Genomic DNA, 15,727 nt, shown 5'->3' on the forward strand with positions numbered 1-15,727 from the left:
TTTCTCTTATGATCGCTACTCGCGCATGATCTCAAATCCGGTACAGAATTATTGGGCCATGATTGCAGGGCGTCACGACGCGGATGCTTTTTCGGTCATCGACGCCGCCTATCGCGAACCGCAACGCGGGTATCATGATTGGGGTCATATCGTCGATTTGCTGACGAAGCTCGACTCCTTGAAGGCGCTCGCCGTCCGGCCCGATCTGATCGCCGCCGCGATCTTCTGGCATGACGCTGTGTATGTGACACGCGAGCCCGACGGTCTGCTTCGTCCCGACGCCGAAAATGTTCGCGCCAGCGCGGCGCTCTTCGAACGTCACTCGAAATTCGATGAAACAGATGCGCAGGCCATCCATGATCTAATCATGGCGACATCGAATCACCTCAACGCGCGCGCTCCGATTGAGCATTATCCCGGCTTTTCGCGCGATCTGGACCTCTTCCTCGACCTCGATCTTTCCTCGCTCGGCGCGTCCTGGTCCGAGTTCGAGCAAAATCTGGCGCGGCTTCGTTTCGAATACGCCTGGGTGCCCGAGCCGCTCTTTTGTCTCGGGCGGCTCCAGATGATCGACACATTCGCCGCGCACGGAGACGGGCTCTACCGTCGCGACGAATCGCGCAAGCTCTGGTCCGCACGGGCGCATCAAAATCTCGCGCGCGCGCAGGAGCAATTGCGCCGACAGGTGGCGCGCCTCGCTTCATCGGCGTAGTTACAGTGCGAGCGCCGAGCGCACCTTCGCCGAATAGCCGTAGATGTCGTCGTAAAGCTTCAGCGCGCCCTCGTCGTTGACCACGGCCGTGAAATATTCGATGTGCACCGGAACGGGCGTCGCGAGATTGATGCGGTGCTCCTTCTTGCCGATTAGAGCTTTCAGACGCTTTTCGTCGTAGCCAGGACGCGCGATGACCTCTTCCGCGAGCTTGAACGGATCTTGCACTCGTACGCATCCGTGACTGAATGCGCGCTTGGAGCGGGCGAAGAGTTTCTTCTGCGGCGTGTCGTGCATGTAGATCAAGAGATCGTTCGGAAACACGAATTTCAGCCGGCCGAGCGCATTCTTCTCGCCTGGCTCCTGCTGAACGATCGCACGGCCATTACGAAAGGTTACCTTATATCCGCGCTTGCGAAGCTTGGAGAGCTTGCCGCCGGTTTTGGGCTCCAGCTCCTTCTCGATAATCGACTCCGGAACGGTCCAGGTCGGATTGATGATGATATATGGCATCACGTCGGAAAACACCGGCGTTGGCGACGTCTTCTTCCCGACGACGACGCGCGCGCGCAACACAATGTGATTGTCGCGCGTGAATGTCGTCTCGAATTGCGGAATATTGACTTCGAGGCGCGTCGCGCCCATTTCACGCGGCTCCCAACGCCACCGCTCCATATTGGCGATGATCTCCGCCTCGACGCGCTTCGCCGTGGCTTCGGGCAGCGACGCAAAATTGGTGATGGGCCGCGCATCCGACTCGTGAGCCGTCGCGGCCTCGCGGCGCGGATGGCCGCGCGCGGCGCGCAGTTCGGCGAGTTTTTCGCGAAGGGCGGCGTACGCCGGGTGCGGCGGATTGAAGGCGGCAAGCCGCGCGCCGGCCTCTTCTCCAGCCTCGGCGACGGCGTCGAGCGCTTGGGGCGACTTCACGACGGACGGTCGCTCCTCGATGTCAGGCGAAATCGTTGCGGGATTGACCCGGGCGCCGCTCGCTTGCGCCGCATAATCGGCGACGGCCTCGGAGAGGGCCAGTTCGCCCGCGGCGCTCCAGGACGACTCTTGCGCAGGCGCGTTTACACGCAGGCCGTCGTGGCCGGCGTCGCGCAGAGTGTCCAGCGCGCTTTTCGCCGATTTGGTGAAGCCGTCCGCATCGCGCCAGATCGGCGCATAATCGCGGTTCTTGTAATAAGCGGCGATTTCCGAACGCTGGACGCTTCGGCCGACGTCGGGCTCCTCATTCGACCAGTCGCGCAGCGCCCGCGCGAGGCTTTCGCGCGCATCGGTCGCTTGCCGCTCATCGGCCCTCTGCTGTTCATCGACGCCTTGCGGCGCGTCGGCTTCCTGCCGCTTTTCGAGCGCTTGGTCGAGTTCTTGGCGCTCATCGGTCTGCTGCTGCTCATCGGCTTCCCGCGGCGCGTCGGCCGCCGGCCGGTCGGAGGTCTCGCCCTCTAGCGCCGGCCTCGCCCCGCGCTCGGCGGCGGCGGGCGAATTGGGCGCGTCGTTTGGCGTGCTCGACATTTGCGCCATGGCCGGGGCGGCGAGCAGGGCGCCTGCGATGACGAAAGGAGCAGCCTGCGGGAGGAGCGAAACGCGAAACATGCTCGAACTCCTGTGAGCCTCTTACAAGGCCTTGCTTACAAGGCCTTGCGGCAAACGAAACGGATCGTTTGTCCGCGCACGCCATAGCCCTCGTCGGTCTCGACGGTGACGCCATGGCAATTCTGCGTCGGATCTGACTGCGCGACGGCGGTCGACTCCTGCCAGTCGATGGGGAGGATGAAGGGCTTCACCGACGAAGCGTCGGCGGCGACGCGCGCAGGCTGCGAGTCCGGCGCCTTGACGAGGAGCGCCTTGGCGGCCGCGAAGCTGACATTGGCGGCGAGGATCGCGAAGGCGATCTTCATGGCCAGCGCGATGCGAATCGGTCGCGAAGCGAAGCTGGTCTTGGTCGTGCGGTTCGTCGTGTTGTTCATTGAACGGTTCATGGCGAGTTCCCCGTGGTCCGTCCGCTCGATCAGCGGATGATTGGACCCTAGAGCGCCGCTCGGGGAGTCGCGGTGCGCTGGCGCACAGGGCGCCAGATGCGAGAACTCCCGGCCCTTGTGGGGCCGGGAGCCAAGCTGCATCAGACGTCGAAGCCGCCGTCGCCGCCGCTGTCGAAGCCGCCGCCGTCATCGAAGCCGGGGTCGGCGCCATAGTCGGCGTCCTCCACCCCGCCGGCGTTGTCGTAGCCGGAGTCGTAACCGGCGTCGGTGGCGCCCGAGCCCGACTCATCGCCATAATAGTTGTTGATCACCGTATCGCCGCCGGTCGGCGTAAAGCCGGAGCCGATGCCGAGATTCCCCATCCCGCCATAGCCGCCGCCATGCGAGAACAGGCTGCGGATGCCGTCGGCGAGCAGCACGCCGCCCGCGACGCCCGCGGCGGTGCCCAGCGCGCCCTTCAGAAATCCGCCGCTTTCAGGCGCAGGCGGCTGCTGCTGGCCCCAGCCCTGCGGCGCGTAGCCGCCGGCCACGGGATTCATGCCGCCCTGCTGGGCGCCGCCCCAAGGTCCGCTCGGACGAGCCTGCTGGGGAGGACGTGGCGGCGCCGGACGGGGACCACCGCCGAACAGGCCGCCAAGGAAACCGCCGGCGGGCTTCGACTCAAGTTCCTGCACACGCGCCTCGAGCTCCTCGATGCGCGCATTGGCGCCTTGCAGCGCCTGATCCTGCACGATCACGGTCTGCGCCAGGAGATAGGGCGCCGCAGGCTGAGCCTTGATCTGTTCGCTGATGAAAGCCTCCGCCTCCTGGTCGCGCGGCGTCGAGGCGGCGCTCTTGGTGCGCTCGAACAGACCAGCGATGAGTTGGCGTTCTTCCGGTGACATAGGGTTTCTCCATAGTCGCCGCCCTCGAAGGCGCGGCGCAGCAAGATATGGCCCCGCTGCAAAACGCCGCCAAGCCCCAAGCGCAAACGCGGCCGATTAAACTTTCGAAATCTAGCGTAAGGCCGGGTCGCGCTAGATCTCCGCGCTACGCGTGCGGCCAGTGGCGTTCGCGGAACCAGTTACGATAGTCCGTCATCTTCGCGCGCTGGGCGGCCGGCGCGCGCCGCGAGCACGTCGCCGCCTCGGCGCTCCCGTCCGAAGCGCCCCACCGCAGTTCGACGCAGTCGTTGGGATTGTAGCCCATCTCAAGGTCCGCCGCGCGGTCCATGACGTCTTTGAGTGAGAGCGTCCAGGCGGAGCCGTCGCTGCGGGTATAGGAAAAGGTGCGGGCCGCGAGTTCGCTCGCGAGCGCGCTTTGCAGTTGAGCCTGAACGCCCGCCGGACCTCTGCCAAACGGCATGGCGTAGCGCTCGCTGCGCCGAGCGACACGATCTGGAAATCCGCGCACCACGTCGATCGCGATCAGCAGCCGGAGATCGCGCGCCGGCGTCGAGAAATCCTCCCATGGGCCGCTGGTCGCGAAGATGGCGGGACCGTCCGGCATTGATGCCTCGCCGCGCCCGCCGTTCTGGAACTTTCGACCGTTTTCGACCGCCGTCGCGCGCGTCTTCACCTGCTCCTCAAGCGCCGTGATGGCCGCCATCATCGCGCGCGTCGGATCGAGCGGCTCAGGCGACATCACCTCATCCATGCGATCGTAGAAATCCTCGGCGCCGAACTGCGACTGCTCCAGCGAGAAATCGCCGTAATCCGTGTTCTTGGCGATCTCGGCATTGGTGAGCGCCCGCAATCCGCCGTTCTCTCGCACGATCGGCCGGAAGCGCTTGAAGCCCGGGCTGCCGAGGGAAGCTCCGTTCGCGAAAAGGAAATTGCCGCGCCAGAACCGCTTGCGCGTGACGGTGCCATCCGGCTCGGCGTCGACGGCGAGAAACACGCCCGCGGCGTCCGCCGTCTGTGGGACGCGTTGCACGAGCATCATGACGTGCCCGTACGGATCAGCGTAGGCGGTTCCGGGACGCAGCGTCTCCTGCGTCAGTGGAATCGTATAAAAGTCCGACTTGTCGCTGTTTGCCGACGCTCGCACCGAACCGGAATGAACGACGTCGCCCACGGCCCGTAAATATCCGGCGACGCCGGCCGGCCGTTTCGGCGCAGGCGGTTTCGCAGGGGCGACCGGCCCAGTCGTCGGCGCCGCCGGCTGGACCTGCTGAGGCTGCGCAAACAGCTGCTGTAAAAAGTTCGTGGGAGGAGCCGCTATGCGGGTAGGGGCCGGCGGAGCGGCGGCCGACGCCACGGCTTGTTCGGGCGGCGGCGCGGGTCGGGTCAGCTGGGGATGCAGAATATCGAAGCGCTCATTGCATCGCGGCGGCGCGCCGGCGGCGCCGCGCGAGCAATTCGAATAGGCGAAAGGCAGCCCCATCTTGTAGGCGAAATAGGCGCGTAGAAAGTAGACGAAATCGGCGCAGTCGGGTTTCAGCGATAGGGTGAAGCTGTCTTCGCCTTTTCCGAGATGATTGAACAAGACGTTGCGCGACGGATCGCGCAGCACCTGGTGCCACGTCTTCCAGGACTGCTCCGCTTCGAGCGGCGCGTCAAAAAGTTTGGCGATCCATGCCGAATACAAATTTTCAGTCGCGCGGTTCCATGAATTGTGCACCCGCCAGACGCTGCCTTCCGCCGCATGCGAGGCGGACGATTTGCGCGCGCTCACGACGATGTCCTTCGTAATCGTGCCGCAAGTGAACGAAGACGTGTCGAGCGTGGCGCGCCACGCGCCGGCGGCCGGCGACGCAACCTCGGCGAACCAGACATACGGCGGTCCGCCACGCTGTCCGCGCGATCTGGCCGCGACCCTTCCGTCAGGCGCAATCAGCGAAAGCTCGCCGTCGAGCGGCTTTTCGGCGGCGACGAGGATACGCAAGGGCGCGCCTGCCCAAGGCGACGCCGGCGACGTTACAACCGCGACCTCAGCCGATTCCTCGCAGGGCGAATCTTGAGCCTGGGCGTTTGAGAAGGGAAAAAGAAAGGCAAAAAAGGCGCTTGCGACAGGCAAGAATGCAGCGAATCGGCGCGCTGGAAACATTTGTGACCCTCTCTTGGACCGCCCTCGATGGTTTTCTTCGTCAGAGGCCGGTTCGCAGGATACGGAGTTGGCGGCAATCCGGCTGGGGACTTGAGGCGCGAATTTCGCACAGCGACCCATTGCGCACGGCCCATTGTTTGAAAGAAATGGGTCAAAATGGCGACGTCCGCCCGCCACGCTCACGACGTCGCGCTCGTCCGGTCGGCGCAGAGGAGCTACGGCTCCGTCGACAGGCTCGGCGCAACGATGGCGTCGCAGGGCCTTTCGGCCCGGCAGCTGAGGCATGGTTTCCCGCGCTATATGTCCGGCAGTCCCGAGGAGGTCGCTTGCGCTAGCGCCTCAGTTAGGTCGAAGGAACAGATGGCGCGCAGAGCAAAAGCGGGTCGCCTCTCAAACGCGATGAGCTGGTTCAAATCCCGGCTTTGGCTGATTCCGGCTGGCATGAGCGTGCTTGCGCTCGGCGCCGGCTATGCGCTCGTGCGTTACAGCTTCAAGATACCGATCGACGCCAGCGGTTCGCTGTGGCTGTTCAGCGGCGACCCCGCCACCGCGCGCGGCCTTCTCTCTACGATCGTTTCCGGCATGATTACGATGACGTCTCTCGTCGTGTCCTTAACGATCCTTGTGCTGGCGCAGGCGGCGCGCCAGCTTGGCCCTCGGCTTATCTATAATTTCATTGGCGACCGCTCCATCCAGGCCGCTCTCGGTCTTTTCGTGGCGACGATCCTTTATTGCCTCTTCATCTTGCGGAGCATCAATGAGCAGCTCGGGCCGCAAGGCGTGCCGCGCTACGCGGTGACTCTCGCGAGCCTTCTCACCATCGCCTGTTTGTTTGCGCTGCTTGCATATATCAGCAAGCTCGCACATTCGATCGTTTCCGACACCGTCGTCCGCGAAGTTGGCGACAATCTCGACGCCGCCATCGACGAATGTCCCCGCCGCTCCGATCACGCCGACGAAAAGATCGACGTCGACGAGGAAAGCCGAGAGCACCCGACGCGGCGCTGCATCGGACTCGAACAGAGCGGCTATGTGCAGTTCGTCGATTATGACGCGCTGGTCAAAACCGCCGGGCGTCACGACACCGTGTTGATCGTTCACACCGAACCGGGCGCGTTCCTTTTGCAGAAGGGAGACACGGTCGAGGTTCGTTCGAAAGCGCTTGTCGGGGAGCGAGTGGAGCGCCAAATTCGAGATTGCTTTGTGATCGGCCCCGCGCGCACTCCCACGCAGGATCTGCAATATTCCGTGCGCCAACTGGTTGAAATCGCATTGCGCGCCCTGTCGCCGAGCGTCAACGATCCTTACACCGCAACGGCCGTCATCAACCGGCTCTCCGCCTCGCTCGAGAAAGCCGGCGCTCGCGAGCTATCAACAAAATACCACCGCGACAGAGCCGGTCGTTTGCGGGTCGTCGCGGCGAACGGCGGCTATGGACCTGTCGTCGAGACCGCCTTCACCCAGATTCGCGCCGCGGCCGAGGGCATGCCGGCAGTTCTCATGGTGCTCACAGAACGTATCCAGGACCTGCTGCACGGCGCGGAACTGCCCGAGCAACGCGAGGCTCTGCTCGCTCAGCTGCAGGCGATTCGCTGGACGATTGCGCAGATCAACGAGCCGGAAGATCGCAGGAAGCTCGAAGCGATCGTCGCCGGCCCGATGGAGACGGGCTGAACTCGTAATGCTCCGGCGTGATGGAGTGGATGCCCCCTCCTGACGGCATCGCGATGTGCCAGTGTGGCGATGTTTGCGCATCCCACGAACGGAGAGGGCATCCATGGAAAAAGTTAGCATTATCGGGCTTGACCTTGCAGAGCGGTCCTTTCAGGCGCATGGCGCCGGCGCCGATGGCGGCGTGGCGTTCCGCAAGAAGCTTTCGCGCCAGAAGGTTCTCGCCTTCCTTGCCGATCAGCCGCGCTGCATTGTCGCGATGGAAGCGTGCGGCGGCGCGCATCACTGGGGGCGCGCCATCGGCGCCCTCGGGCACGCGGTTCGGTTGATCCCGCCCGCCTATGTCAAACCCTTCGTCAAGCGCCAAAAGAACGACGCGGCCGACGCCGAGGCGATCTGCGAAGCGGCGATGCGGCCGACCATGCGCTTCGTCGCGGTGAAAACCAGCGAGCAGCAGGCGCGGGCCATGCTGTTTCGCACCCGCGATCTTCTCGTGCGCCAGCGCACGCAGCTCATCAATGCGCTGCGGGGCCATTTGGCCGAGCATGGCGTCGTGGCGCCACAAGGGTCTGCGAATTTGAAAAAGCTTGCAGAGGCTCTCGAGGACGAAACGACGTCGCCGCCGCTGCTCGTCGTGGAGTTGTCGCGCGTTTTCCTCGAGCAGATTGACCAGCTGTCAAAGAAGATCGCCGAACTGGAAAGGGCGATGACGCATGAAAGCGTGCGCGGCGAGACAACGCGCTGCCTGCGAACCCTGCCGGGCGTGGGGCCGATCACCGCCATGGCGATCGAAACTTTCGCGCCGCCAATGACTGTTTTTGAGCGCGGGCGCGACTTTTCCGCCTGGCTCGGGCTCGTTCCCCGTCAGCATTCAACCGGCGGCAAGCCGCTGCTTGGAAAAATATCGAAAATGGGCCAGCGCGATATCAGGCGGCTTTTGATTATCGGCGCGATGTCCCTCATCCGCCGCGCCTGCCGAAAAACCGCGCCGGAAGGAACGTGGCTGCATCGCTTGCTGGCGCGCAAGCCGCGCAAACTCGTGGCGATCGCGCTCAATCTCCATACCGGCCAGCGGTCGCGACAGGCCGCATAAAAAGGCCTGATACATGACCGCACCCGATCACGCGACCAAGCCGCTCGAAAACACCTTGCGCGAACGGGGGCATCCATACATGGATGGCCGGGGACAAGCCCGGCCATGACGCGACACCTTTGGCTGTCAGCCTAGGCCGCTCACGCCGCCGTGAACTTCTCGCTGAAGATGCGATCATGCGGGACGCCGGCGGACTGGCCAGCCGCCTCGGTCGCGGCGATGAGCGCCGGCGGGCCGCAGGCGTAAATGTCCGGCCGCTCGGTCGCGCTTGACAGCGCCTGCGCAAGCGCTTCGACCGGCGTGCCGACAAATCCGCGCCATTCCTGTTCCGGCTTCCAGACGCAGAGCGTCACGACCAGTTGCGGCAACGCCGCCTTGAGCTCCTCGATCACGTCGAGCGCGAAAAGCTCGTCGACTTTGTTGACCCCGAAGAACAGCCGGCAGGAACGCTGATCGGCGAATTCCGCCATTTGCCGCAGCATCGAGAGCGCCGGCGCGAGGCCGGTGCCGCCGACGACGAACCAGCGCGGCGCCGCGCTCGACTCGTCGAGGGTGAATTGCCCCTGCGGACCGCGGACAAGCAGCCTGTCGCCGCTGGCGGCGCGATCACGAAGATAACTCGAAAAGGCGCCGTGCGGCTGAAGGCGGATGAACAGCTCGAGCGTTCCGTCCCAGTTCGGCGCATTGGCGAGCGAATAGGAACGCTTCGCGGAGCCGTCCGGAAGCGTGAGTTCGATGAATTGCCCGGCGGTGAACTGCGCCGCGCGCCCGAATGTCGGATCGTCTTCATATTGAAGCTGCAGGCGCACCGCCCCCGAGCCTGCTGGTTCAATCGCCACAAGCGTCGCGCGCCGCTCGGGAACAGGCGCAAAGCCGACCGCCGCCTCGTCGAAGGGCGCGCGCAATGCGAGATCGCTGCGCGCCTGCGCACGGCACAGCAATATGTCGCCCGCCATACGCTCATCTTGGCTTAGCGCCGCGCTGCTGTAGGACATGAGTTCGACCTCTCCGCTTGCGCGAGCGACGCGGCATGCGCCGCAGCCGCCCTCCCGGCAGGAGGAGGGGAGATAAATGCTCGCGCGTTCGGCGGCGTCCAGTAGCGTGTCGGATGGTTCGGCGTCGAAGGCGATCGTCGCGCCGTCGCGCGTGAGCAGGCTGACCTTGTACATGGCGGATTCCGGCGAAGGGGCGGACGCCCGAGGTCGGGCGTCCGCTGCATGGTGGCTAGGCGGCGCGGGCGAGCGAAGCTGCGATGTCGGATTTGGCGTCGCCGATCGGCTGGACGCCGAACTTCTCCACCAGCACGTCAACGAGCGCGGGCGTGAGAAAGGCCGGCAGCGTCGGACCGATGCGCACATTGCGCACGCCGAGCGCGAGCAGCGTCAGAAGAACGGCCGCCGCCTTCTGCTCGAACCAGGAGACGATGAGCGACAGCGGCAGTTCGTTGACGCCGACGCCGAAGGCTTCCGCCAGTTTCGTCGCGACGACGAGCGCCGAATAGGCGTCGTTGCACTGGCCCATGTCGAGAAGCCGCGGCAGCCCGCCGATCGTCCCGAAATCATGCTTGTTGAAGCGATATTTGCCGCAGCCGAGCGTCAGGATCACTGTATCCTTCGGCGCTTCGTCGGCGAAATCGCTGTAGTAGTTGCGGCCCGGCGCGGCGCCGTCGCAGCCGCCGACGAGGAAAAAGTGGCGGATGGCGCCGCTCTTTACTGCGTCGATCACCTTGTCGGCGACGCCAAGCACGGCCTCGCGCCCAAAGCCGATAGTGATGGTCTTCTCCGGCGCGTCTTCAGTAAAGCCGGGCAGGGCCTGCGCCGCCTGCGCGACGACCGCGAAATTCTCGTCGGCGATGTGGCGAATGCCTGCCCAACCGACCGGACCCGCCGTAAAAATGCGTCCGCGATAACGCGGCTGCGGCTCGATGAGGCAGTTTGAGGTCATGACGATCGGGCCGGGGAATTCGGCGAATTCCTTCTGCTGATCCTGCCAGGCGCCGCCGTAATTGCCGGCAAGATGCGGATAGGCCTTGAGCTTGGGATAGGAATGCGCCGGCAGCATTTCGCCATGCGTATAGACGTTGATGCCCTTGTCCTTCGTCGCTTCGAGGATGGCGTGCAGATCCTTCAGATCATGGCCAGAGACGAGGATCGCTTTTCCCTTGATCGGCGTTACGCGCACATTCGTCGGCGACGGCGCGCCGAATGCGCCGGTGTTCGCCGCGTCGAGCGCCTCCATGGCGAGGAAATTGGCGCGGCCGAGCGCCAGCGCTTCATCGAGCAGCGTCGCGACGTCGCGCTCTTCGCGCGCCAATATGTCGAGCGCATGTTCGACCGTCGCATAGATCGCGTCGCGCTCTTCGCCCAAGACGCGCGCGTGATGCGCGTAGGCGCAAACGCCCTTGAGGCCATAGAGGATGAGCGCGCGGGCGCCGACCGCGTCCTCGCCAAGGATCGCGGCGTCTTTGCGCACTGCCGCTTCCGAGGCTTGTGCGGAAAGTCCGGCCATGTCGCTGGCAGGCGCGAAAGAAGCGGGACCGGAGAGAGTCTCGTGCGACTTGCCGGCGGCGCGCGCGGCGTCTTCGTAAAGCGCCTTGGCGCGGTCGCGGATCTGCGAGGCCTGCTGGATCAGCTCGACGAATTTCGCCGCATTGAAATTGACGTTGGTGAGGGTGGTGAAGAAGGCGAAGAGGATGAAGCGGTCGGCTTCGATATCCGTCGCGCCAAGCTGGCGCGCGCGATGCAGATATTGGCCGACGCCCTCGCAGACATAGAGCAGAATGTCCTGCAGATCGGCGGTCGTCGCATCCTTGCCGCACATGCCCTTCGCGCCCGCGCAACCGGCGCCTTCATCAGATCGGTAGGTCTGCTCGCATTGGTAACAGAACATGTCAGCTCCCTCCTGGCTCCCTTATTAGGTATTTAGAATGCGTATTAAAAAGGTTGGAAGTCAAGCCGTGACGCGCGATGTTCGCGGCGCATGTTCAGGCGGAGAGATCGGCGAGGGGAAAAGCGGCGGTTTTTTCGAGGCAGTCGTGCAGGGTGTAGCGATCGAGTTCGCGCATAAATCCCTGTTCGGCGCGCGCTAACATGCCCTTCAATCGACAGCGCGGCAAAAGCGCGCAATTGCTGCCTTGCGGGCTGAAACATTCGACCAGAGGTTGATCGTCAAGCCTGCGGACCACCTCGCCGATTCGGATGTCGCGCGGATCGCGCGCCAGTCGCACGCCGCCCTGCGCGCCGCGGATGCCTTCGACATATCCGGCGGCGGCGAGCTCCTGCAGCACTTTCGCCATATGGTGGCGCGAAACGTCGAAATGATCGGCGATCGCCGCCGCGCTCATCACTTGAGGATTGCGGTCGGCGAGGAGAATGAGGGCGCGCAGGCCAAAGTCGGTGAAGGTCGTGAGCCGCATGGCGCGAATTTAACACGGTATTAGAAATTCTGAAATACTGCGGCCGTCATGCCCGCGCTTGTTGTGGGCGTCCACGCGGCGCCGCTGCATGCGCCTTGCAGCATTTGCACAAATTCGCTGCGTGGATGGCCGGGTCAAGCCCGGCCATGACGGCTGTGGAGTCGTTCCGCTAAGAAGACGACACTTGCCAACTAACCAACCTGCGGAGGGGCAGGGAAGCGTGACAGATAAGCGTGAGCACGCGGCAGCGCATTGTGCAGGAATTGGGTAGGCTCACGAAGCCAGAGGCCGTCATACGAACGCGATTTCGCTTCCGAGATCAGCACATCGCGCGGCAGCGGAACTAAAGTCGCGCGCCATCCCGGCCACCAGCGATAGGCCTTCTGTTCGATATGCGCAAGAAGACGGTCGGCGCTTGAGTAGCCATGGTAATCAAAGGCCCATGAACCGCCAGAGACAATAATGTGGTTGCCCGTAAAACCAGTCGCGGGCTTGATCCAAAGCGCCTCTGCGTCGGCATCGCCATATTTTTCGAAAAACGCGTAAGCCAAGATGTGACAACCCCCGCATGCGAAAAACACTCGGTCAGGTAAATTCCATCGCAGCCCGGGATCTTGTTTTTTGCGATCGGCGATTCTGTACATGCCAGCAACCTACCGCTGCCGGATGGTCCACCGCATGCGAAAACCAGATATAAGCACAAAATCACAGCTTTAATTTTTGCCGGAATATATCAGCGCCGTCCCCTCGTCCTTCGAGACGCGCGCTGCGCGCGCTCCTCAGGATGAGGTGACTATGGTGCCGCGCCGCAGTTGGCGAGGCGGGCAGGGTCGTGAGGAGGGCTTGGCGAGAAGTAGTGCGTGAAGCTCGTTTCCCCCAAACAGGGTTTCGTTCTAAACATGTCTCTTGAGGTTTATTGGAGGCAGGAGCCGAGTGACGAAAAAGCGTAGCCCCCCAGCAAACGTCAAAGTCAAAAGGAAAAAACTCACACCAGAGGACGAGCTTTCATTCCGGGCTAAAATCCTATTCGAGGAAGCTCAAAGTTTTTGTGTGGCGGTCGGTCTTCACAGAGACTTGATGCACCAGATTTTCGAAGCGGAAAACGACTGGACGTTCATTCTGAAAATTGATGCTCTGCTCGAGACCGCGACCAAGGAAATCGTCAAGAGCGGGCTAAAATTGAAAATCCTTAATCGTTTTGTCGGCGTAGAGGCTCTGGGCGAGTTCGTGGACAGCTTACCGATGAACGGTAAGACCTCGCTTCTCCACTTACTAAAAGCGTCGGGTTGCCCACCGGAGGATTCTCGTTTCGTTGAGTCTATTAGACGTGTACGGAACGCCTACGCCCATAATATCAAACTCGCAGACCTCGCTCTGATCGAGTTAATAAAGCAGCGGTCGGACAAATCGCAAATTATCAAGGGCATTTGCAATATCGCTACTTATGACGAGACTGACCTGATCGCTTCCTACGAAAAGGACGCAAAATTTCTGCGCTTCTGTATCCTGGATGCAACCATGCGCATTCTAATTTACGCCTATCATATAGCTTTAAAGGATCACGCCCCGCCGAGCGCCATGTCATCGCGATGAATAATCTCATCGGGGCCTTTAAAGCCCAGCAGCGCCTCAATGTCCTTGGTCGAGCGCCCGACGATCTTCGCCGCGTCGGACGCGTCATAGGTCACGAGGCCGCGGCCGATCTCGCCGCCCTTGGCGTTGCGGATCACGATACAGTCGCCGCGCGCGAAGCCGCCTTCGATCCGCGTCACGCCCGCCGGCAGCAGGCTCCGGCCTGATCGCAGCGCCTTCGCCGCGCCGTCGTCGATATGCACCGCGCCCTTCGGCTCCAGCGAGCCGGCGATCCATTTCTTGCGCGCCGTCACCGGATTGGACGGCGTCAGAAACCAGGAGCAGCGCCCGCCCGCCGCGATGCGCGAAATCGGCGCCTCTTCGCGACCGTCGGCGATCACCATATGCGCGCCGCCGGTGGTGGCGATCTTCGCCGCCTCGATCTTGGTGCGCATGCCGCCGCGCGAATATTGCGAGGCGGCGCCTCCCGCCATGGCTTCGATCTCCGCCGTCACGCGCGGCACGATCGCGATGTGCCTGGCGTCCGGATTGGAATCGGGCGGGGCGCTGTAGAGCCCGTCGACGTCGGACAGCAGGATCAACAGATCGGCGCTCGCCATGGTGGCGACGCGGGCGGCTAGGCGGTCATTGTCGCCATAGCGGATTTCGGCCGTCGCGACCGTGTCGTTCTCGTTGATCACCGGCACGGCGCGCAGCGACAAAAGCCGCGTCAGGCATTCGCGCGCGTAGAGGTAGCGGCGGCGCTCCTCCGTGTCGCCGAGCGTTACGAGCACCTGCCCGGCGACCAGGCCGCGATCGTGCAACGTCTCGGCCCAGAGACGCGCCAGGGCGATCTGGCCGACGGCGGCGGCCGCCTGGCTGTCTTCGAGCTTCAGCGCGCCGCGCGGAAAGCCCAGCACGCTCCGTCCCAGCGCCACGGCGCCGGACGACACGACCAGCACGTCGGCGCCGGCGCGATGCAGATCGGCGACGTCGTCGGCGAGGCGCTTCAGCCAGGCGCGTTTCGCCGACGCCTTATTGGGGTCGACGATGAGCGATGAGCCGACCTTCACGACGATGCGTTTGAAGTCGGCGAGGACGGGAGCGCGCTTGGTCATGCGGGCGGGGCGAAATGTCCGAGGGATAGGGCGTTTGCGAGCGCGGCTTAGGGAACGCTTGAGTTAGCCCAGCCCGCCAACGACCGCAAATCGGCGCCTATGGCGCGCCGTTCTGCCAGCGGCGGATGAACTCGAACGGATGGATGAAACTCAGCACATTGAGCGTGAAATTGTCTCTAATGTTCAGCGCGACCCCGACTTCAAGAAGCACGGATATCGCTATGACGGCTAAAACCGGGAGTCGCCACGCCAGAACGAAGCCCAACGCCATCGCCAGCGTATCGGCAAGCGAATTGACGATGCTGTCGCCTGCGTAGTCCTGCGCCGGCGGCTGCTTCCGATAGTGGCGGATGGCGAAGGGCGTGTTTTCAAGGATCTCCCATCCCACTTCAACCGCCAGCACGATCAGGAAGCGCTGCGCGACCGACAGTCCCGGCGCCGCGAGCCAAACCAGGAAATAGAACAGCACGCCGTGGATGATATGCGTGAAGCTGTACCAGTCCATGAGATGCTGGGAGAGGCAGGGAGAGGAGGCGTCGCCTTCCCAGAGCTTGAATTCGCCATGAGAACAGAGAAACGGCTGCCCCAGCGCCCATAGCGCGCCGGCCTGAATGGCGAGCGCGGCGATCGCCGCCGCCGTGACGTCAAACGCCGTCGTTGCGCTCATCATCATATCTTCTCAATTGGAAGATCGGACGATGGAAAACTAGTCTCCGAGTCCGACGACCTCGGCGTCTGGGGGCTTCTTGCCGCCGGCCACAATCGAGAACTCCTCCAGTTCCTCGGTCCAGTATTCGAATTGCCGGCGGCCGTAGTCGACCATGGCTTCGGCGACGTCGTGCGGCGATCTCGCCGCCCATACATCTTGCCCGAATTGCAGCGCCGACCGCGTGTTGATCAGGCCGAAGTCCATGACTCTCGATGCGCAGTCCTGACAGGTCTTGAGCGAAGTGAGGAGTGGGGAAGGGTCTGGCGACATTATCTTATCCTCAGAAGTTGCCGGCCTGTGAGCGCCCATCGCCAAAATATGGAGGGAGACGCGGCCGCGCCAGCGTCTCCCTCGCCACTGAAAAGTGATCCAATATTCCCTCTAAATAGCGTCCGCTTGATACGAACCTATGACTGGAGCGACGGATT

General features: G+C 63.3%; 14 protein-coding genes and 1 pseudogene. 4 read left to right on the forward strand and 11 right to left on the reverse strand.

Features of this window, described 5'->3' with window-relative positions; genetic code table 11:
• The first annotated feature begins 25 nt into the window (after positions 1-25).
• Complete coding sequence (locus tag ACR65W_RS04230; RefSeq protein ID WP_434498036.1) at positions 26-712, forward strand: HD domain-containing protein; 687 nt, start codon at positions 26-28, stop codon at positions 710-712.
• Here ACR65W_RS04230 and ACR65W_RS04235 read toward each other — a convergent pair whose 3' ends face one another.
• The 4 genes from ACR65W_RS04235 to ACR65W_RS04250 all read right to left on the reverse strand — a co-directional run bounded on the left by ACR65W_RS04235 (position 713) and on the right by ACR65W_RS04250 (position 5,721).
• Entirely contained in the window at positions 713-2,308 is a 1,596-nt protein-coding gene (locus ACR65W_RS04235) for a L,D-transpeptidase family protein (RefSeq protein ID WP_434498037.1), read from the reverse strand.
• A 35-nt stretch (positions 2,309-2,343) separates the two neighbouring features.
• Complete coding sequence (locus ACR65W_RS04240) at positions 2,344-2,694, reverse strand: hypothetical protein (RefSeq protein WP_434498038.1); 351 nt, start codon at positions 2,692-2,694, stop codon at positions 2,344-2,346.
• Between the two features lie 140 nt (positions 2,695-2,834).
• Entirely contained in the window at positions 2,835-3,578 is a 744-nt protein-coding gene (locus tag ACR65W_RS04245; protein ID WP_196392483.1) for a DUF2076 domain-containing protein, read from the reverse strand.
• A 145-nt stretch (positions 3,579-3,723) separates the two neighbouring features.
• The gene (locus ACR65W_RS04250) at positions 3,724-5,721 is read right to left on the reverse strand and encodes a hypothetical protein (RefSeq protein WP_434498039.1); all 1,998 of its coding nucleotides are present in this window, start codon (positions 5,719-5,721) and stop codon (positions 3,724-3,726) included.
• Between the two features lie 156 nt (positions 5,722-5,877).
• On the opposite strand from ACR65W_RS04250, the gene ACR65W_RS04255 reads away from it, so the two are divergent.
• Positions 5,878-7,395: a DUF2254 domain-containing protein gene (locus ACR65W_RS04255; protein ID WP_434498040.1), complete on the forward strand. Its 1,518-nt coding sequence runs from the start codon at positions 5,878-5,880 to the stop codon at positions 7,393-7,395.
• A 103-nt stretch (positions 7,396-7,498) separates the two neighbouring features.
• Positions 7,499-8,446 (forward strand): annotated as a pseudogene (locus tag ACR65W_RS04260) (IS110 family transposase); the annotation flags it as partial.
• Between the two features lie 179 nt (positions 8,447-8,625).
• Here ACR65W_RS04260 and ACR65W_RS04265 read toward each other — a convergent pair.
• The 4 genes from ACR65W_RS04265 to ACR65W_RS04280 form a co-directional block, all read right to left on the reverse strand.
• Positions 8,626-9,654 (reverse strand): 2Fe-2S iron-sulfur cluster-binding protein, encoded by a 1,029-nt coding sequence (locus tag ACR65W_RS04265; protein WP_434498041.1) that lies wholly within the window; start codon positions 9,652-9,654, stop codon positions 8,626-8,628.
• Between the two features lie 55 nt (positions 9,655-9,709).
• Positions 9,710-11,374 (reverse strand): hydroxylamine reductase, encoded by a 1,665-nt coding sequence (hcp, locus tag ACR65W_RS04270; protein WP_434498042.1) that lies wholly within the window; start codon positions 11,372-11,374, stop codon positions 9,710-9,712.
• 94 nt (positions 11,375-11,468) lie between these two features.
• Complete coding sequence (locus ACR65W_RS04275) at positions 11,469-11,900, reverse strand: Rrf2 family transcriptional regulator (RefSeq protein WP_014889915.1); 432 nt, start codon at positions 11,898-11,900, stop codon at positions 11,469-11,471.
• Positions 11,901-12,091: 191 nt separating this feature from the next.
• A complete protein-coding gene (locus ACR65W_RS04280) occupies positions 12,092-12,544 on the reverse strand; it encodes a hypothetical protein (protein ID WP_434498043.1) in 453 nt (150 codons plus the stop codon).
• Positions 12,545-12,833: 289 nt separating this feature from the next.
• Here ACR65W_RS04280 and ACR65W_RS04285 point away from each other — a divergent pair, with 289 nt between their 5' ends.
• Positions 12,834-13,493 (forward strand): hypothetical protein, encoded by a 660-nt coding sequence (locus tag ACR65W_RS04285; protein WP_434498045.1) that lies wholly within the window; start codon positions 12,834-12,836, stop codon positions 13,491-13,493.
• Here ACR65W_RS04285 and proB read toward each other — a convergent pair.
• From proB to ACR65W_RS04300, 3 genes are all read right to left on the reverse strand, one after another.
• Entirely contained in the window at positions 13,460-14,590 is a 1,131-nt protein-coding gene (proB, locus tag ACR65W_RS04290; protein ID WP_434498046.1) for a glutamate 5-kinase, read from the reverse strand. The genes ACR65W_RS04285 and proB overlap by 34 nt on opposite strands.
• A gap of 97 nt (positions 14,591-14,687) precedes the next feature.
• Complete coding sequence (locus ACR65W_RS04295; RefSeq protein WP_434502351.1) at positions 14,688-15,263, reverse strand: DUF2585 domain-containing protein; 576 nt, start codon at positions 15,261-15,263, stop codon at positions 14,688-14,690.
• A gap of 33 nt (positions 15,264-15,296) precedes the next feature.
• The gene (locus ACR65W_RS04300) at positions 15,297-15,569 is read right to left on the reverse strand and encodes a hypothetical protein (protein WP_434498048.1); all 273 of its coding nucleotides are present in this window, start codon (positions 15,567-15,569) and stop codon (positions 15,297-15,299) included.
• Between the last annotated feature and the right edge of the window lie 158 nt (positions 15,570-15,727).

Source organism: Methylocystis sp. (genome assembly GCF_051062815.1).
Taxonomy (GTDB): domain Bacteria; phylum Pseudomonadota; class Alphaproteobacteria; order Rhizobiales; family Beijerinckiaceae; genus Methylocystis.